Source organism: Cellulosimicrobium sp. NPDC057862, from assembly GCF_042797035.1.
Classification (GTDB): Bacteria; Actinomycetota; Actinomycetes; order Actinomycetales; family Cellulomonadaceae; genus Cellulosimicrobium.
In genome coordinates, this window is record NZ_JBHVMH010000002.1 from 370,576 (window position 1) to 390,069 (window position 19,494).

A 19,494-nucleotide genomic window follows, 5' to 3' on the forward strand; every position below is an offset into this window, starting at 1 on the left:
AGCGGAGGACGAGATGTCGAGCAGCGACGGAGCAGGTCACGCGACCGTGAGCGCACGCAGCGCGCACCGGAAGGCCATCGGCCTGGCCGTCGCCGCCGCGGTCGGCGGCTTCCTCTTCGGCTTCGACAGCTCGGTCATCAACGGTGCCGTCGCGGCGATCGAGGGGCAGTTCGACCTCGACTCCGCGGTCACCGGTCTCGTCGTCGCGATCGCGCTCCTGGGCTGCGCGCTCGGCGCCTGGTCGGGCGGCCGCCTGGCCGACCGGTGGGGCCGCACGCGCGTGATGGTCTTCGGCGCGATCCTGTTCTTCGCGTCCTCGATCCTGTCCGCGATCGCGTGGTCGGCTTTCGACCTCGCGATCTGGCGTTTCATGGCCGGCGTCGGCATCGGTATCGCCTCGGTCATCGCCCCGGCGTACATCGCGGAGATCGCGCCGGCCCGGCTGCGCGGCCGGATGGGATCGCTGCAGCAGCTCGCGATCACGGTCGGCATCTTCGCCGCCCTGCTGTCCGACCAGCTCCTCGCGGAGGCGGCGGGCGGGGCCTCCAACGAGCTGTGGCTCGGGTGGGAGGCGTGGCGCTGGATGTTCCTCGTGTGCGTGATCCCGGCCGCCGTCTACGGCATCCTGGCGATGCGCATCCCCGAGTCGCCGCGCTACCTGGTGGCGAAGGGTCGCGACGACGAGGCACGCGCCGTGCTGGAGTCCGTCCTCGGCCCGGAGGAGGACGTCGACGACCGCATCGCGCAGATCCACCGCTCGATCGCGGTGGACGAGAAGAACGCCCAGGAGGGGACGCTCAAGGGTTCGTCGTTCGGGCTCAAGCCGATCGTGTGGGTCGGCATCCTGCTGTCGGTGTTCCAGCAGTTCGTCGGGATCAACGTGATCTTCTACTACTCGACGACGCTGTGGCAGGCCGTCGGGTTCGACGAGAGCCAGTCGTTCCTCGTCTCGACGATCACGTCCGTGACGAACGTCGCGGTGACGTTCATCGCGATCGCGCTCGTGGACAAGGTGGGGCGTCGCCCGATCCTGCTCATCGGCTCGGCGGGCATGACGGTCTCGCTCGGCCTCATGGCGCTCGCGTTCACGCAGGCGGTCGGGAGCGGCAAGGACATCACGCTGCCCGACCCCTGGGGGCCCATCGCCCTGGTCGCCGCGAACGCGTTCGTCGTGTTCTTCGGAGCGTCGTGGGGGCCGCTCGTCTGGGTGCTGCTGGGCGAGATGTTCCCGAACCGCATCCGCGCGGCCGCGCTCGGCGTCGCGGCGATGGCGCAGTGGCTCGCGAACTTCGCGATCACCCTCACGTTCCCGCCGATGCTGTCGGCGTTCGGCGCCACGATCCCCTATCTCATGTACGCGATCTTCGCGGCGCTGTCTTTCGTCTTCGTCTTCAGCAAGGTCCCGGAGACCAAGGGCATCGAGCTCGAGGACATGGGCGACGAGCGCGTGGGGCGCACCGCGCACTGACGCCTCTCGTCCCGAGCCCGGGGTCGGTCCTCACGGCACGCGCCGAGTGGGGACGGACCCCGGGTTCGGCCGTCTCCGGGCCTCGACGGGGCGCCCGGGAATTCCTTGCTCCACACAATGGTTGCTGAAAGCAACTGCGAGGCGTATGCTTGCCTGCAGCAACCAAGGAGTAGTCGTGCCCGTCATCACCCCCTCCGCGACCACCGCGGCCCCCGAGCTCGCACCCGACCCGTCCCCCGCGGCGGGCCTCATCCGCGCGCTCGACGAGCTGGCCCGCGCGCAGCGCGAGTCGGCCGTGCGGATCGCGCGGGACCTCGACATCCCGCGCTCCTCGTTCGGGCTGCTCCGCATGCTCCAGCGGTGCGGTCCCGTCCAGCTCGGGGACGTCGCCGCGAGGCTCCGCGTCGACCTGTCCGTGGCCAGCCGCCAGGTGAGCCACCTGGTCGACGAGGGCCTCGTCCGCCGCACGGTGGACGACGACGACCGGCGCGCCCGGACCGTCGAGCTCACCGAGGACGGGCGCACGCTCGTCCTGCGGGCGTACGAGCACATCGACGCCCTGGCCGCCACGACGTTCGCCGAGTGGCACGACGACGAGATCGTCGAGGCCACACGCCACATCGAGCGCGTCGCCGCGGCGGTCGTCGCCGGCCACGACGCTCCCCGCACGACCGGGTGACCGACGGCGCCCGGCGGCACGACCGTCGTCGGGCACGCCCCTCGACCGCCGCCCGCGCCGCCGCGCGGACCGGCCACCAGACCACCTGACACCACCCCACGACACGCGGCCCTCCGACACGGCCCCGTGAGCAAGGAACCTCTGCGCCTCATGACCAGCACCACACCAGAACGCACCGCCCCGCCCGGCGGCGCCGAGACGTCCATGACCCGTCGCGAGGTCATGGAGTCCCTCTCCGGGATCCTCCTCGGCATGTTCGTCGCGATCCTCGCGAGCTCGATCGTCTCGAGCTCGCTCCCCAAGATCGTCAGCGACCTGGACGGCTCGCAGTCGTCCTACACCTGGGTCGTCACGTCGACCCTGCTCGCGATGACGATCTCGACCCCGATCTGGGGCAAGCTCGCCGACCTCACCAACCGCAAGGTCCTCATCCAGGTCGCGCTCGTCGTCGCGGTCGTCTCCTCGGCGCTCGCCGGACTGTCGCAGAACGTCGGGACGCTCATCGCGCTCCGCGCGTTCCAGGGCATCGGCGCGGGCGGCCTCATGGCGCTCGCCACCGTGCTCATCACGGACATCATCTCGCCGCGCGAGCGCGGCAAGTTCATGGGCCTCATGGGCGGCATCATGGCCGTGAGCCAGATCGGCGGACCGCTCCTGGGCGGTGTCCTCACCGACGCCGTGAGCTGGCGCCTCAACTTCTTCGTCGGGCTGCCGTTCGCGATCGCCGCGATCATCGTGCTCCAGCGCACGCTGCACCTGCCGAAGGTCGCGCGCCGCGTCGTCCGGATCGACTACTGGGGCGCGATCCTCATCAGCGCCGGCGTCTCCTCGCTCCTGCTGTGGGTGACGTTCGCCGGGCAGAACTTCGAGTGGCTCTCGTGGCAGACGTTCGCGATGGTCGGCGGCGCGGTCCTCGCGCTCGTCGGTGCCGTGCTCGTCGAGCGCGTGACGCCCGAGCCGCTCATCCCGCTGCACCTGTTCAAGAACCGCACGTTCGTCCTCGCGGTCGTCGCGTCCGTCGCGGTCGGCGTCGCGATGTTCGGGACCGCCGTGTTCCTCAGCCAGTACATGCAGGTGGCGCGCGGCAAGACCCCGACCGAGTCGGGCCTCCTGACGATCCCGATGATCGTCGGCACGTTCGTCGCGTCGACCCTGTTCGGCCAGCTCATCACGCGCTACGGCCGCTACAAGGCCTTCATGGTCACGGGTGGCGCGGTCCTCGTGGCGTCGCTGTTCGCCCTGTCGACGATCGACTACCACACGAGCTTCACGCTCATCAGCGTCTACCTGTTCTTCCTCGGCGTCAGCATGGGAATGCTCATGCAGAACCTCGTGCTCGCCGTGCAGAACACGCTCGACGTCGACGAGATGGGCGCCGGCACCTCGACCGTCGCGTTCTTCCGCAGCCTCGGCGGCGCGATCGGCGTGTCCGTGCTCGGCGCGGTGCTCGCGACCAAGGTCACGACGTCGATCCAGGACGGCCTGACCAAGCTCGGCATCCCGGCCGACTCGATGGGCGGCGGCAACGCCGTGCCCGACGTCTCGACCCTGCCCGCGCCGATCAAGGACCTCGTCGAGAAGTCCTACGGCGACGGCATCGCCGAGATCTTCCTCGTCGCCGTGCCGCTCGCGCTCATCGCGCTGATCGCGGTGTCGTTCCTCAAGGAGGTGCCGCTCGGCACCAAGACCGGCCTGCAGGAGCGCCTCGAGAAGGAGGCCGCGCTCGCCGGCAGCGAGGCCCCGGTCGACGCGACCCCCGGCCGCGTGACGCTCGCCGAGGAGACGGAGTCGACGCTCCTCGAGGCGTGGGAACCTGCGGGCGTGGCCGACGAGGCGGGGACGCGCTCGTCGCGCTGACCCACCCCGCACGCTGAGTGCATGAAATATGCGGTCTCGAATCGGTTCGGGGCCGCATATTTCATGCACTCAGCGTGTTGGTCGGTCGTCCAGCGGGTGAGGTTTTCCGGACGGTCGTGACCGCGTGCCGTCCCGGGCGTCAGAATGGGCGTGTGCCCGCCGAGACCGCTCCCACCCGCCCCGTTCCCGACGCCGCGCGCGCCGCCGAGCCGGACGTCGCGTACGTCGATCTCGAACGCGAGCTGCGCGTCCTGCTGCGCCGCGGAGGTGCGGCAGCGACCGCCATGGCGCGCCGGATCCACCCGGACCTCGAGGCCAGCGCGTATCCGCTGCTCGCGCACATCGCCGACCACCCGGGCGTCCGGGGCTCCGAGCTCGCGGCGCACTTCGGCGTCGGGCGGGCGACGATCTCGCGTCAGCTCAGCCGGCTCCACGCGCTGGGCCTCGTCGCTCGCGAGGTCGACCCCGACGACTCCCGCGGCCAGCTCATCACGCTCACTCCCGACGGCGAGGCCCGGCTCCACGCCGCGCACAGCGGCCGGGTCATCTCGATCACCGAGGCGCTCGACGGCTGGGACCGCGCCGACGTCGCGACGCTCGCGGACCTGCTGCACCGCTACTCCGACGACGTCGTGCGCTGGGCCGCGAACCGGTGACGCCTCGCCCTGACCTCGCGTGACGGTGCCCGACGGCGGCCGCGCGCCGCGTGCGGTCGCCGCACCGCTGCACTCGCGACCCCGTCGGCGACGCCTCGTCGTCGCCGTCGTGCTCGGGCTCGTCGTGGTCGCGGGGTTCCTCGTCGCAACGCGGGTGCCCGACCCGTGGGGGGACGTCGGCGGCGACGTCCTCTACGCCGTCGCGACCTACGTGCTCGTGGTCCTCGTGCTCGCGCGCGTCCGCCCGCTCGTCGCGGGCGCCCTCGCGCTCGGCTGGTGCTGGGCGGTCGAGGCGCTGCAGGCCACCGGGCTGGCGGTCGTCGTGAACGACGCGGTCCCGCCCGCGGCGTGGCTGCTGGGCAGCACGTTCGCGGTGCGGGACCTGGTCTGCTATCTGGTGGGCGTCGGCCTCGCGTGCGCGGTCGACACGTGGGTCGGCGCCCGATCGACTACTCCGCGCCCGCCTCGAACGTCAGGCTGACCGAGTTCATGCAGAACCGGTCGCCCGTCGGGGTCTGGGGCGCGTCGTCGAACACGTGGCCCAGGTGCGAGCCGCAGCGCGCGCAGCGCACCTCGGTGCGCACCATGCCGAGGCTGCGGTCGGTGAGGAGCTCCACGCGGTCGCCCGCGAGCGGGCTGAAGAAGCTCGGCCACCCGCAGTGCGAGTCGAACTTGGTGTCCGAGCGGAACAGCTCGTTGCCGCACGCGCGACACGCGTAGACGCCGACGCGCTTCTCGTCGAGCAGCTCGCCGGTCCACGCGCGCTCGGTCCCCGCCTGCCGCAGCACGGCGAACTCCTGCGGTGACAGCTCGGCACGCCACTCGGCGTCGGTCTTGACGACCTCGTAGGGCTGGTTGTCGTGGGTCTGGCTGGTCATGATCCACCTCCGACGATCCCAACCATGCGGCGCGGCCCCGTGTTCCCGCCGTCACCCTCCGCTGTGGGCATGAAATGGGCCCGGTCTCGACGAAGAGACCGGGCCCATTTCATGCCCACAACCGGGTGGGGGACGCGTCAGCGCGGGCTGGAGGTCGAGTAGACGGTGCTCGACCCGCCGGCGGGGCGCTGCGCGCGACCGCGGCCGCCGCGACGACGGCCGCCGCCCTGGCCCGCCGCGCCGTTCCCGGTGCCGGGGGCGCCGCGTCCGTCCCTGCCGCCGCCCTCGGGGCGGCCCGCACCCGCCGGGCGCTGACCGCCCTGGCCGCGCTGCGCCGTCGTGCCCTGACCGGCACCCTGGGCCGCCGGACGGCCGCCGCCCTGACCGCCACGGTTGCGGCGCGACGCCCGCGACCCGCCGTTGGTGGACGTGGTGCCGCGCTTCGCCTGCGTCTGCGGCGGCGTGATGTCCGCCGGGCGCACGTACTCCGCGACCTCGCCGACGAGACCCTTGATCGTCGCGTCGCCGGGGGCGACGGGCTTCGGCTGGGCCGTGATCTTCGCCTTCCGCGTGAGGTCGCGCACGTCGCCGCGCTGCTCCGGGAGCATGACCGTGACGACGACGCCCTCCGACCCGGCGCGCGCGGTGCGGCCCGAGCGGTGCAGGTACGCCTTGTGCTCGGCCGGCGGGTCGACGTGGACGACGAGCTCGACGTCGTCCACGTGGATGCCGCGCGCGGCGATGTCCGTCGCGACGAGCACCTTCACGGCGCCCGAGGAGAACGCCTCGAGGTTGCGCTCGCGCGCGCCCTGGCCGAGGTTCCCGTGCAGGTCGACAGCCGGGACGCCGCTGGCGGTGAGCTGCTTAGCGAGCTTCTTCGCCTGGTGCTTGGTACGCATGAACAGCACGCGGCGGCCGGTGCCGGACGCGAGCTCGTGCACGATCTGCTTCTTCGCGTCCGCGTCGCGCACCGCGAGGATGTGGTGCGTCATCTGCGGGGGCGCGGCCGCGGCGTCGTCCACCGAGTGGCGCACCGGGTTGCTGAGGTAGCGCTTGACGAGCTGGTCCACGCCGTTGTCGAGCGTCGCGGAGAACAGCATGCGCTGCCCCTGCTTCGGGGTCTTGTCCATGATGCGCTTCACGCCGGGCAGGAACCCGAGGTCGGCCATGTGGTCGGCCTCGTCGAGCACGGTGATCTCGATGGCGTCGAGCGTGAGCAGGCGCTGGTTGAGGAGGTCCTCGAGGCGGCCGGGGCACGCGATGACGATGTCCACGCCCTTGTCGAGCGCGGCGACCTGGCGCGACTGCGCGACGCCGCCGAAGATCGTCGTCGTCACGAGGCCGAGCGCCTTGGCGACCGGCTCCATCGTGGCGTTGATCTGGTTGGCGAGCTCGCGCGTCGGGCACAGCACGAGGGCGCGGGGTCGGCGCGGCTGGCGCGACGACTTGGCCCACGACAGGCGTGAGACGGTCGGCAGCGAGAACGCGAGGGTCTTGCCGGAGCCCGTGCGGCCGCGGCCGAGGACGTCACGGCCCTTCAGCGAGTCGGGCAGCGTGGCGGTCTGGATGGGGAACGGGGAGTCGATGCCCTGGCGCGAGAGCTCGCGCACGACAGGGGTGGGCAGGCCGAAATCGGCAAAGGAAGTCACAGGTGATGGGCCTCTCGGGGCTCAAGGTCGGGGTCCGCCGCACGCAATCCGGGGGGATCTCCACGACGCGGGGCGCGCGGGATCGCGCTGCCCTCGAACGTCCAGTGTCTCATGCCCGACGCCGGAGCACGGGTGAGGTGCGTCTCGTCACGCCGCCCGCGGGCACAGCAGGCTGTGGTGGAATGGCGCGCGTGCACGCGCTGACGCCCTCCCTCGCCGTAGCCCGCGCCGTGCTGTCCGACGGCGGCGCCACCACGGGCGGCGACGGCGCCTCCTCCGTGGGGGACGTCGTCGGGCAGGTGTGGGAGGCCGCGACGACGCCCGTCGCTCCCCCGGCGACCGCCGTCGTCGTCGCGATGGGCGCGCTCGCGCTGGCCGTCGTCCTCGTGACCCCGGTCTGGCGCGTCGCGCGGCACGTCGTGACGATCGCGCACGAGGCGTCGCACGCGATCGCCGCGCTGCTCACCGGACGGCGCCTGTCCGGCATCCGGCTGCACTCCGACACCTCCGGGCTCACCGTGTCGTCGGGCCGGCCGCGCGGGTTCGGCATGATCCTCACCGCGTTCATGGGCTACGTCGGCCCGGGCCTCATCGGGCTCGGCGCCGCCGCGCTCCTGCGCCAGGGCTACGCCGTCGGGCTGCTGTGGCTGCTCGTCGTGCTGCTCGCCCTCATGCTGCTGCAGATCCGCAACTGGTTCGGGCTGTGGTCCGTGCTCGTCACCGGCGCCGCGCTCGTCGGCGTGTCGTGGTGGGCGACGCCCGACGTGCAGAGCGCGGTCGCCTACGCCGTCACCTGGTTCCTGCTGCTCGGCGCGGTCCGGCCGGTGCTCGAGCTGCAGAGCGAGCGGTCGCGCGGCCGGGCGGCGACGTCCGACGCCGACATCCTCGCGCGGCTCACCCGCGTCCCCGGGCTGTTCTGGGTGGGCGTGTTCCTCGTCGTCACGCTCGGCGCCGCTGTGCTCGGTGGGTCGTGGATCGTGGGCCCGGCAGCCTGAGGTCGGCCTGAGGCTGCGCCGCCTCGCACGACGACGGGCCGCCCGCCGGAGCGGACGGCCCGTCGTGCGACCTGAGGACGCGCCTGGAGGAGGAGGACGCGTCGTCGAGATCGTCCGGCGCGGGCGCCGGTGGTGCGTGGTGGGTCAGCCCTGAGGAGTCAGGACGAACGCCGGGCCCTGCGCGTTCGGGTCCGTGTCGAGCGTGAGGTTCGAGAGCGTCGGGGCCGTGGCGGACTCCACGAACACCTTCGCCTCTCCGTCCTCGACGACCGTGTCGTCGGGCTGCGGGGCGGGCACGAGCGCGAGCTCGAAGCTGCCCGCCTGGTCCGCGGACTCGGCGATCCGCAGACCGCCTCCCTCGGGGACACCGGCCTGGGTCTGCAGGTCGTGGACAGCGGTACGGGCGTTGTCGGTCAGGGTGAGCACGAGAGCTCCTCTCGTCGCCGGGCGGAACCCTGCGGGACACGTCCGTGCGGCTCACGCCTGGCTGGCGTGACCTGCCGTCGGTGCACCCTCCCGCGGGCTCCTCGGTCCACTCCACCGAAACAAGAACGCGCGCCGCTCGCAAGCGAATCGCCCGATTCTCACCGAATTTCTCACGGAGCAAGACTGCGCGTGACAGCGTCCGACGACGCGCGTAGGGTCCGCGCCCGCGCGACCGGTAGACGCACCGGAGGACACCCCCGCGCGGGTAGCCTGTGCGTGGACGCCGGTCGGCGTCCAGGGCCTCTAGCTCAATTGGCAGAGCTGCGGACTTTTAATCCGTAGGTTGTGGGTTCGAGCCCCACGGGGCCCACCTCCCCCCTGCCACGGCTCGACGTCCGGTGTTCACCCGACGTTGGTTGCGCGCCGCGCTACAGGGCCGGAACGTCAGGTCATGGCGATCGAGGACGAGGACCGCGAGATCGACGTCGTGGTCGAGCGGGTCAGTGCGCGCTTCCCAGACGTACCGGTGGACGACGTGCGCGACCAGGTGCTCGCGGAGCTCGGGCGGTACCAGACCGCGCACGTGCGCGACTTCGTCCCCGTGCTCGTGGAGAACGCGGTGACGGACGTACTGCGATCGGGTACCCGCCCGCCGCGCCCCGCGCGGAGGACCCCACGACCGGACCGATGAGTCCGAGTGTGGGCGACCGTCGGTAGGTTCACCGGCGGGTCGAGCGGCCCGCCCCCGACGACGAGGAGCTCGCATGTCCTTCCAGGCCTATCTCGACGCGGTCGAGGACAAGACCGGCCTCACCCCGCGCCAGCTCGTGGACCTCGCGCACGAGCGCGGCTTCGACGAGTCCACGAAAGCCACGCCGATCCTCGCGTGGCTCAAGGACGACTACGACCTGGGGCGCGGGCACGGCATGGCGATCGTGCACGTCATCACCAAGGGCCCGCAGATCTCCTCGAAGCACGTCGGGTCCGACGGCACGCACCGCGACGAGTCCGACACCCTGTGGCTCGACGGCAAGGCGACCAAGCCCGCCTGACGCCCCGCGGACACCGCGCGGGTCGCCCCGGTCGCGCCCCGCGCACACCGGTGCCCGACGACGTCCCGCGAGCGGGCGGCGTCGGGCACCGGGCGTGCTTCCAGGTCAGCGACCGGGCGGCGTCAGAACGACCAGCGCTGGGCCTCGGTCTGGTTGCAGGTCCAGAGCTGGACCTTCTGGCCGTCGCGGAGCGGCGCTCCGCCCTGGGCGTCGAGGCACTTGCCGGACTGCGGGTTGCGCAGGGCCTGGGACGCGGCGTCGTACACCCACTTCTGGGCGCCCGTGCCGTTGCACGTGTAGATCCAGACGACGGTGCCGTCCGCGGTCCCGCTGCGCGCGACGTCGAGGCACTTGCCCAGCGCCCGCACGGTCCCGTCCGACCCGCGCGTCCACTGCTGCGCCGCGTTGCCGCTGCAGGTCGCGAGCTGGACCTGGTTGGTGTCGGTCGGGTCGGCCCACGGCACGTCGAGGCACAGCGCGGCGCCGGCGCGGATCGTCCCGGTGCCGGTCGGCAGGCCGCCGCCGGGGTTCGGCTGCTCGGTGCCGCCCCCGCTGTCGCCGAGGGGCGTTGCGGTGCCCGTGAACGGGTCGAGCTTGATGTACGCGGCCTGGGGGTTGCCGTCGTGGACGAGCGACTCGTGCGCGCCGACGTCGTCGAACGCGAACGCGTACGCCTTGCCGTTCGCCATCTGCTGGTGCGCGAGCTTGGCGTAGACGTTGGTCCGGGCGTCCTGGTAGAAGCCGGCGTTGCTCGCGTCGGGCTGGTTCGGGTTGCTCAGCGCCGTGGTGCGGACGAGCGCGGCGCACAACGTGCGGGCGATGGGCCCGACGACGTGGTCGTTCGGCGCCTGGAGGTCCTTGTGGCACCCGTAGACGCTCGACGCGTCGGGCTTCTTGAAGGCCGCGACCTCCTGCCCGGAGCCGTTCCTGAACCGGAACCAGTCGCCGTCGACCCGGCCGCGGAACTGCGTCCCGGGCTCGTGGGAGAACGGCGTGATCACCATGTCGCGCGTGCGGTAGGAGTTCCACACCTCGGTGACGTACGAGTCGATCGACGCCGAGGGGATCTTCCCGACGTCGATCCCGTGCGACGGGTTGAGCGCGCGCAGGCGGGTCCCGTCGGGGGCACGCTGCACGAGCCCGCCCCACCCCGCGCTCTCGAGCGCCGTGTAGAACGCCTCGTAGCCGTTCGGCTTGAGCATGCCGGTGCTGAGGACCTGCCCGTCGGCGCGCTTGACGCCCACCTGGTACGGCGCGGACCAGTGGTCCACCTGCGTGCTGTTGATCCACAGCCCGTTGTCGTTGAGCGTGTACTCGGTCCAGTTGAAGAGGATGTTCCGGTTGGGGTCGGAGTCGTTCTGGACCGCGGGCTGGACAAGGCGCCCGTCCAGCACGATCTGGAACGTCATCTTCTGGCCGTACGAGTAGTAGACGCGCCCGGACAGCTTCGGGAGCTGGATCGTCACGGACTGGCCGGGGCCCGGGCCCGCGATCGACGCGTCGGGCGCCGGGACGGGCACGGGCCCGACCCCGCCGGGCCACGGGTGGAACGTGCCGCCCGCGTCGGCCCAGCCGGCGACGCCGTCGCGCTCGCCGAGGACGTACAGGTAGATCGGCCCCTTGCCCGAGTCGTTGGTGATCGTGAGCGGGATGGTCGCCGGGACCGCGCTCGCGGGGGCCGCCGCACCGACGACCGCCCCGCTCACCGCGAGGACCGCCGCGCACAGCGCCGCCCATGCTCGTCTGCTTCTTCTCCGCCTGTCGAGGCTCATGCCGGATCTGCTCCTTGTTCGGTTGCTCCGTCGAAACCGCACTCGCCGGACCGGCCCGGCGACAGCACCACCACGAGAGGCGTGGGAGCGCTGCCACGACCGTAGCCGAGACCGGGCAGACACGCCAGGGAGCGCTCCCACAACGTCGCCACACCGGTCCACCGCAGCCGTGCTCGCCTGGCACCTAGACTCGAACGAGTGCAGTGCCACCACTACGACGCCGACCGGTGCCGGTCGTGCAGCCTCCTCGAGCTCGCCTACCCGGCCCAGCTCGCCGGCAAGCAGGAGCACTGCGCCGACCTCCTCGCGCCGCTCGCGCCGGACCTGACCTGGCTCCCCACGGTCGAGTCGGCGGAGTCGGCCTTCCGCAACAAGGCGAAGATGGTCGTCACGGGCACGACGGACGCCCCGGTGCTCGGGATCCTCGGCGAGGGCGGCGGCGTCGACCTCACCGACTGCCCGCTCTACCCGGCCGCGCTCCAGGCGTCGTTCCCGGCGTTCGCGGACTTCGTCACGCGCGCGCGGCTCGTCCCCTACGACGTGCGCGCCCGCCGCGGCGAGCTGAAGTACGTGCTGGTGACGCTCTCTCCCGACGGCGACCTCATGGCACGGTTCGTCCTCCGGTCCACGGAGTCTCTTCCCCGGATCCGCAAGCACCTGCCGAGCCTGCTCGACGCGCTGCCGTCGCTCCGCGTCGTCTCCGCGAACCTGCACCCGGAGCACAAGGCCGTGGTCGAGGGCGAGACCGAGATCCTCCTCACGGAGGCCGAGACGCTGCGCATGCGCGTCAACGGGATCGACCTGCACCTGCGCCCGCAGAGCTTCTTCCAGACCAACACCGACGTCGCCGCGGCGCTCTACCGCCAGGGGCGGGAGTGGGTGGACGACGCCGCGCCCGCCACGGTCTGGGACCTCTACTGCGGGGTGGGCGGGTTCGCGCTGCACGTCGCCGGGACCGACCGAGACGTCGTCGGCGTCGAGACGAGCGCCGAGGCGGTGGCGAGCGCGCGGCTCACCGCGCGGGACGCGGGCCTCGACCGCACGACGTTCCTCGCCCAGGACGCGACGGCGTTCGCGCTGTCCCGGCAGGACGTGCCCGACCTCGTCGTCGTCAACCCGCCGCGGCGCGGCATCGGGGAGACGCTCAGCTCGTGGCTCGAGGAGTCCGGCGTCCGGCACGTCGTCTACTCGAGCTGCAACGCGACGTCGCTCGCCCGCGACCTCGCGCTCATGCCGTCGCTGCGCCCGCGCGCTGCCCGGGTGCTCGACATGTTCCCGCAGACGTCGCACTACGAGGTCGCGGTCCTGCTCGAGCGCGCCTGACCCGGCGTCGGCGCAGCGCCCGCTCCGAGATCGACCCGAGCGTCCGAGATCGACCCTCCGGAGGCCGATCTGGCTGCGGGCGGGTCGATCTCGCGGTCAGGGGCGCTCGCCCGCGCGCCGCGCGGCCTCGACGGCGGAGGTCTCCAGCCGCTCGCGGTAGGCGGCCCACTCGTCGTCGTCGAGCGCGGGCAGGTTGCCGCGGTCGTCCCCCGCCGCGCCGTCGACGAGCTCGCGGACGATGTCGGCGTGACCGGCATGGTGCGCAACCTCGTCGAGCACGTGGACGAGCGCGAGGAACAGCGTGATCTCCCGCCGCTCCGGCGGCCACCAGGGCACCTGCCCGCGCGCGTCGAGGTCGAGCGCCGCGACGGTCGCGTCGCACAGCGCCGTCGACGCCCGGAAGAAGTCGAGCACCTCCTCGCGTGACTCGTCCGCCGTGGCCCACATGTCCGCGTTGACCTCCGCGTCATCGGCGAACCAGGGCATCGGGAGGTCGTGCGTACCGCCGAACGCCTCGTGCAGGTAACCGAGCTGCACGCTGCCGACGTGCTTCACCAGCCCCAGGAGGTTGGTGCCCGTCCGGGTGAGCGGACGACGCACGTCGTGCTCGCCCAGGCCCTCCGCCCGCGCCAGCAGCACCTCCCGCTCGCGCGTGAGGTAGCGCTGCAGCGTTGCCTTGGGGTCGAGGTCCGGAGGTGTCGTGGCGCTCATCCCTCGGACGCTACTCCCGCCCTCCGACGCCGGTGCCAGACTCGCCCCATGGCGACCGTGCACGCAGAGATCACCGACCGGCTGGCGTCGTTCGTCCTCGCGCAGCCGGTGTTCTTCGTCGGCACCGCACCCCTCGCGGCGGACGGCCACGTCAACGTCTCGCCCAAGGGCATGGCGGGCACGTTCGTCGTGCTCGACCCGCACCGCGTCGCCTACCTCGACTACACCGGGTCGAGCGCGGAGGTCCCCGCGCACCTGCGGGAGAACGGCCGGGTCGTGCTGATGTTCTGCGCGTTCAGCGGTCCCCCGAACATCGTGCGCCTGCACGGCACGGGCCGGTACGTCGAGGCGGGAACGCCCGAGTTCGACGCGTTGCGCGGTTATTTCGCCAAGGCGGAGACCGCCGGGCAGCGCGGGGTCGTCGTCGTGGACGTCACGCGCGTCTCCGACTCGTGCGGGTTCTCCGTCCCGCACCTCGAGCTCGTCGAGGACCGCGACCTGCTCGACCGCTGGGCCGACCGCAAGACCCCCGACCAGCTCGACGCCTACCGGATCACCAAGAACTCGACGAGCATCGACGGCCTCCCCGCGATCGGCGAACCCGGCGAACCCGCCAGCACGTCGCCCCGGTCGAGCGCGACCTCTCGCTGACACCTCGACCTGTCAGCGCGTCGTCGCGCCTCCGTGCGCGCTGGCCCTGAACCGCCGCGGGTGCGTCAGGTCCCAGGGGCCGTCGCGTCGAGGTAGGCCCGACCGCGCGGGGAGAGGCGGTAGCCGACGTCCAGGCTCTCGGTGAGGCCGAGCTCCTTGAGACGGCGCACGCGCACCTTGAAGTCGTCGCGCGCCATCCCTAGCCCCGCGGCGAGCTCGCGCGCGACGACGCCCTCGTTCGCCGCGACCAGCTCCAGGTACTGCCGGGTCCACGGCGCTGCGGCGGCGCGGTCCTTGCGGTCCAGGGCCGCGCCGATCTGCTCGACGGCGGCCGCGTCCAGGTCGGCGTCCTCGCGCAGCGCGACGCGCGGGTCGGGCCCCGCGAGCCGGATCCCCACGCGGTAGAGGTCGCCCTCGCGCGCGGCGCCCCGCGCGAGCACCCGCTCGGGCGAGGCCATCCCGGCGAGCCGCGCCTCGTCGTCGGACACGAGGGGCGCGCCGTCCGGGCTGACCGGTACGCGCTCGACCGACGTCACCTCGACGACCCCGATGCGCGTGCGCTGGAGCGTCCCGACCTTCACGCGCGGCGTCGTCCAGCGGCGGAACGCGAGGGTCACCGTCCCGTCCTGGAGGCCGCGCAGCGTGCGGGCGTCGAGGAGCACGCCTCCGAGCGTACGACGACGCCACCCCGATCTCCCGAGGTAGAGCCCCGGTCACGCGAGGTAGAGCCGTGGCCATGACCAGGGTTCTACCTCGGCGCACCAGGGCTCTACCTCGGCGAGGTCGGGCTCTGGGTCGGGGCCGGGTCAGGCGAGCTCGGGGCGGCGGGCGACGGTGAGGACGTGGGTGTCGGGCCAGTCGACGGGTTCGCCGGTCGCGGCGTCGTGCAGCGCGGCGACGGGCGCGAGGGCGTGCTCGACGACCCACTCGTTGCGCCACGCGCCGCTGCCCGGCTCGAGCTCGAAGCCGGCGTCCGCGAGCAGGTCCGCCCACCGCGGACCGCTGAGGTCGCAGAACCGCTCGTGGCACTCGGACAGCCAGTTGTCGACGTAGTCCTTGCGGGTCAGGAACTCCATCGCCTCGCGCAGCGTGAGTCGCCACGACCCGGGGCCGAGCCGTTCGGGCGCGAAAGCGGCGCCGGACAGGCGCGGGAAGTCGTGCGCGAACTGGACCAGGCGCGCGTCGGTGGACAGCGCCCCGACCCAGGATGCGACGTCCGCGCGCGCGAGGTCGTCGAGGTCCGTGCGCGCCCCGCCGGGCCCGTCCCCGGTGGCCGCGGCGCCGTCGTCGGTCCGCAGCGTGAGCACGACGACGCGGTCCGGCTCGGCGGGGCCGCACACGTCCGAGTTGATCCACACGCCCCCGGGTCGCGTGTGCGCGTGGACGCGGCGCGCGAAGGTCTCGACGTCGCGCACGCCCGTCCCGTACGACGAGACCTCGTGCGTGAGGGCGATCGTCAGGGTCGTGTCGACGGTCGCGTCGGGCATCACCGACCGGTCGAGGATGTTGGCCTGCACGAACCAGACGTGCGGGTTCGCGAACGCGCCCTGCGCCTTCTTGTGCTCGGCCTCGGCGACGAGGTGCCGCGCGACGTCGACCCCGAACAGGTCCGACTCGTGCAGGCGCGGCTCGCGCGCGACGTGCTCGAGCAGTCCGCCGGTGGCGCACCCGATGTCGACGATCCGCCCCGGGCGCACGTGCGGCGCGACCTGCGCCCACTTGCGCGCCGACGCGTCCTCGAACGCGGCGGCGTACGTGCGGTAGTCGCGCGTCGAGGTGAGGTCGCCGTCGCCGGAGACGACCGGGTCGGCGAAGATCCGTCGCACGTCCTCGACGAACCGGTAGCGCGCGTAGAACTCGGGCACGGCCGGGTGCGCGATCTCCCGCCAGCGCTCGTCCCCCGCGGCGATCTGCTCGACGACGTCCCACGGCCGGGCGGGCGGCTCGCCGCCGGGCTCGGCGGCGTCGAGCTCCACGCCCGCGACGCGGTACCCGAGCGCGCGGTAGGCGTCCACGAGCGCGGGGGTCGAGCACGCGACGGCGGTGTCGGCGGGGTCGGGCACGATCCCGGTCGCCGTCGCGACGCTCGTCACGACGAGGTGCGCGAACCGGTCGTCGGGCGCGACGTCGGGCACCGGCACGACGACGGACCGGAGCCCCTCCCGGGTGGTCACGTTCTCGACGAGCGCCTCGCGGCGGTGCCCCGGCAGCGGGTTGCGGCGCGTGCCCGCGTGGTTCGCCGACGTGACGACCCAGACGACCTCGACGTCCGGGGCGCAGCGCACGCGGCGACCGTCGAGGTCGCGCACGAGCCCTGCGCGCAGCGCTCGGAGGTAGTCGACCTGGTAGCGCGTGACGACGTGGTGGCGGCCCGGGAAGAGGACACGCCGGACCGGCGGGGCGGGAGGGTGCACCCGCACACCGTGAGGCCTCACGCCGGGTCGGTGCAACCCGTCTCACGGCTCGGTCGGTGCCCGATGGCGCGTGTTCGCTCTCCGTGAAGGCGACAGGGCGGAGAATCCGCTGGTCGCCGGGGCGCACGCGTGTGAGCGCTCCCCGATCCGACCCTCCTGGACGGCCGTCCACGATGCGCCGCACAGGGGACGTATGCGACGGTGTTCGCAATGTTCTGGATCGTGGCAGGGGCTGTGCTCGTCGTGTCCGGCCTCGCGATCGCCGCGACGGCCGCCCGCGGCGCGCGCCGGGCCGGTTCCACGGGCGCGAACGGGATGGCCATCGCCGTCGGCGGGGGCCTCGTGATCTGGGGCGCGATCGCCCTGACCGTCGGGCTTCTCACGCAGGACTGAGCGCCGCCTCTCGGGCGTCGACGACCTCCGCACCGGTCACCACCCCGGAGAGCCCCCGCCGGCCGCGCGTGAACGGGACCGCGACGACCGACACCACGGCGAACAGCCACGCGACCGGTGCGGCCACGTCGCCCGCGACCGCGAGCGCCGTCGGGACGTCCGTCGGCAGGTCGGCGAGCAGGCCCAACGCCCCCCACAGCGCGCCCCCGGCCGCCGCGCGGGCGACGCGCTGCGCCGTCGTGCCGGGACGTCCCGCCCAGCGCGGCGCGAGCCACACGGTCCGCTGCCCCCAGGACGCCCCGCTGCCGAGGAACGTCGGCACGACGAACACGAGCACGAACGGGACGAGCGTGCCGAGCAGCCACTGCGGCCAGTCCGCGCCGTCGGGGAGGGGTTGTCCGAGCGCGAAGAGCACCGTGCGGTACCCGACCTGGAGCACGACGCCCAGAGCGGTGACGAGCAGAGCGTCGAGCAGCATGCCCAGCCAGCGGCGCCACACCGTCACGGGACGCGCCTCTCCCCGGCGCTCCTCGAGCTCGGCGGCGCGCGGCATCCACCGCAGCAGGAGCGGGGCCGCGAGCGCCCCGAGGAGCGCGCCGAGCGTGTTGGTCAGCACGTCGTCGACGTCGGCGACCCGGTACGAGCACGGGATGAGCCCGAAGATGCCGGTGTACTGCGTGGTCTCGATCAGCAGCGACGCGGCCAGGCCGGAGAGCGTCGTGACGACGACGCCACGCCCGAGGTAGCGGCGGACCAGCAGGCCCCACGGGACGAACAGGACGACGTTGAACACGACCTGGAGCACGGCCGCGCTGCGCAGGGTCGCGCCCGGGCCGAGGCCCGCGGTGTCGCGACGGATGTCGGCGAGCGAGTGGAACGGCACGAGCTCGGCGCCGGCGACGCCGTACTGCGCGCACCACTCGGCGAGGTCTCCGCTCGGCAGCGGCAGGAGGGTGTACGCGACGAGGGCCACCCCGTACACGGCGACAGCCGCGGCGCCGACCAGGCGCCGACCGCTCAGCCCGCCGTACCGGCGGGACTGCCACGCGAGCGCGGGCACGAGGAACGCCGCGAAGAGCAGCGCGCCGCCGATGACGCCGACGTACGCCGGCCACGTCCACCGGTCGATCACGCGCGCTCCCCGCGAGGCTCGGGGACGGGTCGGCGTGCGCGGACGCGGGTCGTGGTCACGCGCTCCAGTATCGCGGCGGCTCCCCCGCACCACGCTCCGGCACCTCGCTCCCGGGCTCCCGGGCGAGCGCCGACGACGACCGACCCCGCAGGTGAGGACCTTCGGCGCGGCGTGGAGGCGAGGCCCCGACCTACCGTGGAGGTGCGGTCGGTCGCACGGCCCGCCAGGGCCCGCCGAGGGCTCACCGAGGACCGGTCCGGGGACCGCCCGCCGCGCACCGAGCGGTGCGCGCGGCCCGACGGACGAGGTGAGGACGATGAAGGCGGCGCGGTACCACGGCAAGGAAGACCTCCGGATCGAGGACGTCCCGGAGCCCGAGACCAGGCCGGGGACCGTGAAGATCCGCCCGGCGTGGACGGGCATCTGCGGGTCCGACCTCCACCTCTACCTCGAGGGCCCGTTCCCGCCCGCGCCGTCCGAGACCCAGCCGCACCCGATGTCGGGCGAGACGCTGCCCGTCGTGTTCGGGCACGAGTTCTCCGGGGTCGTCGACGAGCTCGGTGAGGGCGTCGGGGGGCTCGCCGTCGGGGACGCGGTCGTCGTGGAGCCGTTCATGGTGTGCGGCGAGTGCCCGCCGTGCCGCGACGGCCTCTACAACGCGTGCGTGAAGATGGGGTTCATCGGCATCTCCGGGCGCGGCGGCGGGCTGTCCGAGCACATCGTCGTCGAGCGCCGGTGGGTGCACCCCGTCGGCGACGTCCCGCTGGACCAGGCGGCGCTCATCGAGCCGCTCGCGGTCGCGTACCACGGGGTCCGGCTGTCCGGCGCCAAGGCGGGCGACACCGTGCTCGTCGGCGGCGCGGGACCGATCGGCCTGCTCACGTGCGCCGTGCTGCATGCCATCGGGGCGCGCGCGGTCGTCACCGAGGTGAGCGGGGCGCGCAAGGCCAAGGCGCTCGAGACCGGGGTTGCCGACGTCGTGCTCGACCCCCGCGAGGTCGACGTCGCCGCACGCGTCCTCGAGCTCACCGACGGCCGCGGCGCGGACGTCGCGATCGAGTGCTCCGGCGCGCAGCCGGTGCTCGACACGCTGACGCACGCGCTCAAGGCGGGCGGGACGCTCCAGATCGTCGCGCTGTTCTCCGCGCCTCCGACCCTCGACGTCATGACGGTGCTCCTGCGGGAGCTCACCATCAAGGGCGCCATCGGGTACGCGGACGACCACCCGGCCGTGATCCGGCTCGTGCAGGAGGGCAAGATCGACCTCGCCCCGTTCGTCACGGGCCGCATCGCCGTCGAGGACGTCGTGGAGAAGGGGTACCGCGAGCTCATCGACCACAAGGACGACCACGTGAAGATCGTCGTGTCGGTGTAAGACGGCGGCCCGCGGCCCCCACCGTCCCCGGGGGCCGCGGGCCGCGCTGCTCGACCGGGCCGT

At 73.1% G+C, this 19,494-nt stretch carries 20 protein-coding genes and 1 tRNA gene; 13 read left to right on the forward strand and 8 right to left on the reverse strand.

Annotation, left to right across the window (positions count from 1 at the left end; all coding sequences use genetic code 11):
• Positions 1-13 precede the first annotated feature (13 nt).
• The 5 genes from ACFVN3_RS04285 (at position 14) to ACFVN3_RS04305 (ending at position 5,141) form a co-directional block, all read left to right on the forward strand.
• Complete coding sequence (locus tag ACFVN3_RS04285) at positions 14-1,468, forward strand: sugar porter family MFS transporter (protein WP_378230898.1); 1,455 nt, start codon at positions 14-16, stop codon at positions 1,466-1,468.
• A 175-nt stretch (positions 1,469-1,643) separates the two neighbouring features.
• On the forward strand, positions 1,644-2,147 hold the full coding sequence (locus tag ACFVN3_RS04290; RefSeq protein WP_172820077.1) for a MarR family winged helix-turn-helix transcriptional regulator: 504 nt from the start codon (positions 1,644-1,646) through the stop codon (positions 2,145-2,147).
• A 150-nt stretch (positions 2,148-2,297) separates the two neighbouring features.
• A complete protein-coding gene (locus ACFVN3_RS04295) occupies positions 2,298-4,004 on the forward strand; it encodes an MDR family MFS transporter (RefSeq protein WP_378231391.1) in 1,707 nt (568 codons plus the stop codon).
• 152 nt (positions 4,005-4,156) lie between these two features.
• Complete coding sequence (locus ACFVN3_RS04300) at positions 4,157-4,660, forward strand: MarR family winged helix-turn-helix transcriptional regulator (protein ID WP_378230900.1); 504 nt, start codon at positions 4,157-4,159, stop codon at positions 4,658-4,660.
• Between the two features lie 19 nt (positions 4,661-4,679).
• Positions 4,680-5,141 (forward strand): DUF2809 domain-containing protein, encoded by a 462-nt coding sequence (locus ACFVN3_RS04305; protein ID WP_378230902.1) that lies wholly within the window; start codon positions 4,680-4,682, stop codon positions 5,139-5,141.
• Here the strand turns inward: ACFVN3_RS04305 and msrB are convergent.
• The gene (gene msrB / locus ACFVN3_RS04310; RefSeq protein ID WP_313661710.1) at positions 5,110-5,538 is read right to left on the reverse strand and encodes a peptide-methionine (R)-S-oxide reductase MsrB; all 429 of its coding nucleotides are present in this window, start codon (positions 5,536-5,538) and stop codon (positions 5,110-5,112) included. The two genes, ACFVN3_RS04305 and msrB, sit on opposite strands and share 32 nt — an antisense overlap.
• A 137-nt stretch (positions 5,539-5,675) precedes the next feature.
• The gene (locus ACFVN3_RS04315; RefSeq protein WP_378230906.1) at positions 5,676-7,187 is read right to left on the reverse strand and encodes a DEAD/DEAH box helicase; all 1,512 of its coding nucleotides are present in this window, start codon (positions 7,185-7,187) and stop codon (positions 5,676-5,678) included.
• A gap of 278 nt (positions 7,188-7,465) precedes the next feature.
• Here ACFVN3_RS04315 and ACFVN3_RS04320 point away from each other — a divergent pair, with 278 nt between their 5' ends.
• A complete protein-coding gene (locus tag ACFVN3_RS04320) occupies positions 7,466-8,182 on the forward strand; it encodes a M50 family metallopeptidase (RefSeq protein WP_378231393.1) in 717 nt (238 codons plus the stop codon).
• A gap of 144 nt (positions 8,183-8,326) precedes the next feature.
• On the opposite strand, the gene ACFVN3_RS04325 is transcribed toward ACFVN3_RS04320, so the two are convergent.
• On the reverse strand, positions 8,327-8,608 hold the full coding sequence (locus ACFVN3_RS04325) for an iron-sulfur cluster assembly accessory protein (protein ID WP_047231388.1): 282 nt from the start codon (positions 8,606-8,608) through the stop codon (positions 8,327-8,329).
• Between the two features lie 297 nt (positions 8,609-8,905).
• On the opposite strand from ACFVN3_RS04325, the gene ACFVN3_RS04330 reads away from it, so the two are divergent.
• The 3 genes from ACFVN3_RS04330 to ACFVN3_RS04340 all read left to right on the forward strand — a co-directional run bounded on the left by ACFVN3_RS04330 (position 8,906) and on the right by ACFVN3_RS04340 (position 9,660).
• Positions 8,906-8,978, forward strand: a tRNA-Lys gene (locus ACFVN3_RS04330).
• A gap of 81 nt (positions 8,979-9,059) precedes the next feature.
• A complete protein-coding gene (locus ACFVN3_RS04335; protein ID WP_378230908.1) occupies positions 9,060-9,299 on the forward strand; it encodes a three-helix bundle dimerization domain-containing protein in 240 nt (79 codons plus the stop codon).
• Between the two features lie 73 nt (positions 9,300-9,372).
• Positions 9,373-9,660, forward strand: a complete 288-nt coding sequence (locus ACFVN3_RS04340; RefSeq protein ID WP_378230910.1) for a DUF4287 domain-containing protein — start codon at positions 9,373-9,375, stop codon at positions 9,658-9,660.
• 122 nt (positions 9,661-9,782) lie between these two features.
• On the opposite strand, the gene ACFVN3_RS04345 is transcribed toward ACFVN3_RS04340, so the two are convergent.
• Positions 9,783-11,432, reverse strand: a complete 1,650-nt coding sequence (locus ACFVN3_RS04345; protein WP_378230912.1) for a beta-1,3-glucanase family protein — start codon at positions 11,430-11,432, stop codon at positions 9,783-9,785.
• Between the two features lie 198 nt (positions 11,433-11,630).
• Here ACFVN3_RS04345 and rlmC point away from each other — a divergent pair, with 198 nt between their 5' ends.
• On the forward strand, positions 11,631-12,755 hold the full coding sequence (gene rlmC, locus ACFVN3_RS04350) for a 23S rRNA (uracil(747)-C(5))-methyltransferase RlmC (RefSeq protein WP_378230914.1): 1,125 nt from the start codon (positions 11,631-11,633) through the stop codon (positions 12,753-12,755).
• Positions 12,756-12,851: 96 nt separating this feature from the next.
• On the opposite strand, the gene ACFVN3_RS04355 is transcribed toward rlmC, so the two are convergent.
• Positions 12,852-13,466 carry a DinB family protein gene (locus tag ACFVN3_RS04355; protein WP_378230916.1) on the reverse strand — a complete coding sequence of 205 codons (615 nt, stop codon included), beginning with the start codon at positions 13,464-13,466 and terminating at the stop codon, positions 12,852-12,854.
• Positions 13,467-13,514: 48 nt separating this feature from the next.
• Here ACFVN3_RS04355 and ACFVN3_RS04360 point away from each other — a divergent pair, with 48 nt between their 5' ends.
• On the forward strand, positions 13,515-14,117 hold the full coding sequence (locus tag ACFVN3_RS04360; protein WP_378230918.1) for a pyridoxamine 5'-phosphate oxidase family protein: 603 nt from the start codon (positions 13,515-13,517) through the stop codon (positions 14,115-14,117).
• A 65-nt stretch (positions 14,118-14,182) separates the two neighbouring features.
• Here ACFVN3_RS04360 and ACFVN3_RS04365 read toward each other — a convergent pair whose 3' ends face one another.
• Both ACFVN3_RS04365 and ACFVN3_RS04370 read right to left on the reverse strand, forming a co-directional pair.
• On the reverse strand, positions 14,183-14,779 hold the full coding sequence (locus tag ACFVN3_RS04365; RefSeq protein WP_378230920.1) for an ASCH domain-containing protein: 597 nt from the start codon (positions 14,777-14,779) through the stop codon (positions 14,183-14,185).
• Positions 14,780-14,923: 144 nt separating this feature from the next.
• The gene (locus tag ACFVN3_RS04370; protein WP_378230922.1) at positions 14,924-16,531 is read right to left on the reverse strand and encodes a class I SAM-dependent methyltransferase; all 1,608 of its coding nucleotides are present in this window, start codon (positions 16,529-16,531) and stop codon (positions 14,924-14,926) included.
• A gap of 210 nt (positions 16,532-16,741) precedes the next feature.
• Between ACFVN3_RS04370 and ACFVN3_RS04375 the strand changes: the two genes are divergently transcribed.
• Complete coding sequence (locus ACFVN3_RS04375) at positions 16,742-16,924, forward strand: hypothetical protein (protein WP_253055251.1); 183 nt, start codon at positions 16,742-16,744, stop codon at positions 16,922-16,924.
• Here the strand turns inward: ACFVN3_RS04375 and ACFVN3_RS04380 are convergent.
• A complete protein-coding gene (locus ACFVN3_RS04380) occupies positions 16,911-18,056 on the reverse strand; it encodes a VanZ family protein (RefSeq protein ID WP_378230924.1) in 1,146 nt (381 codons plus the stop codon). The two genes, ACFVN3_RS04375 and ACFVN3_RS04380, sit on opposite strands and share 14 nt — an antisense overlap.
• 316 nt (positions 18,057-18,372) lie before the next feature.
• On the opposite strand from ACFVN3_RS04380, the gene ACFVN3_RS04385 reads away from it, so the two are divergent.
• A complete protein-coding gene (locus tag ACFVN3_RS04385; protein ID WP_378230926.1) occupies positions 18,373-19,431 on the forward strand; it encodes a 2,3-butanediol dehydrogenase in 1,059 nt (352 codons plus the stop codon).
• Positions 19,432-19,494: the final 63 nt, after the last annotated feature.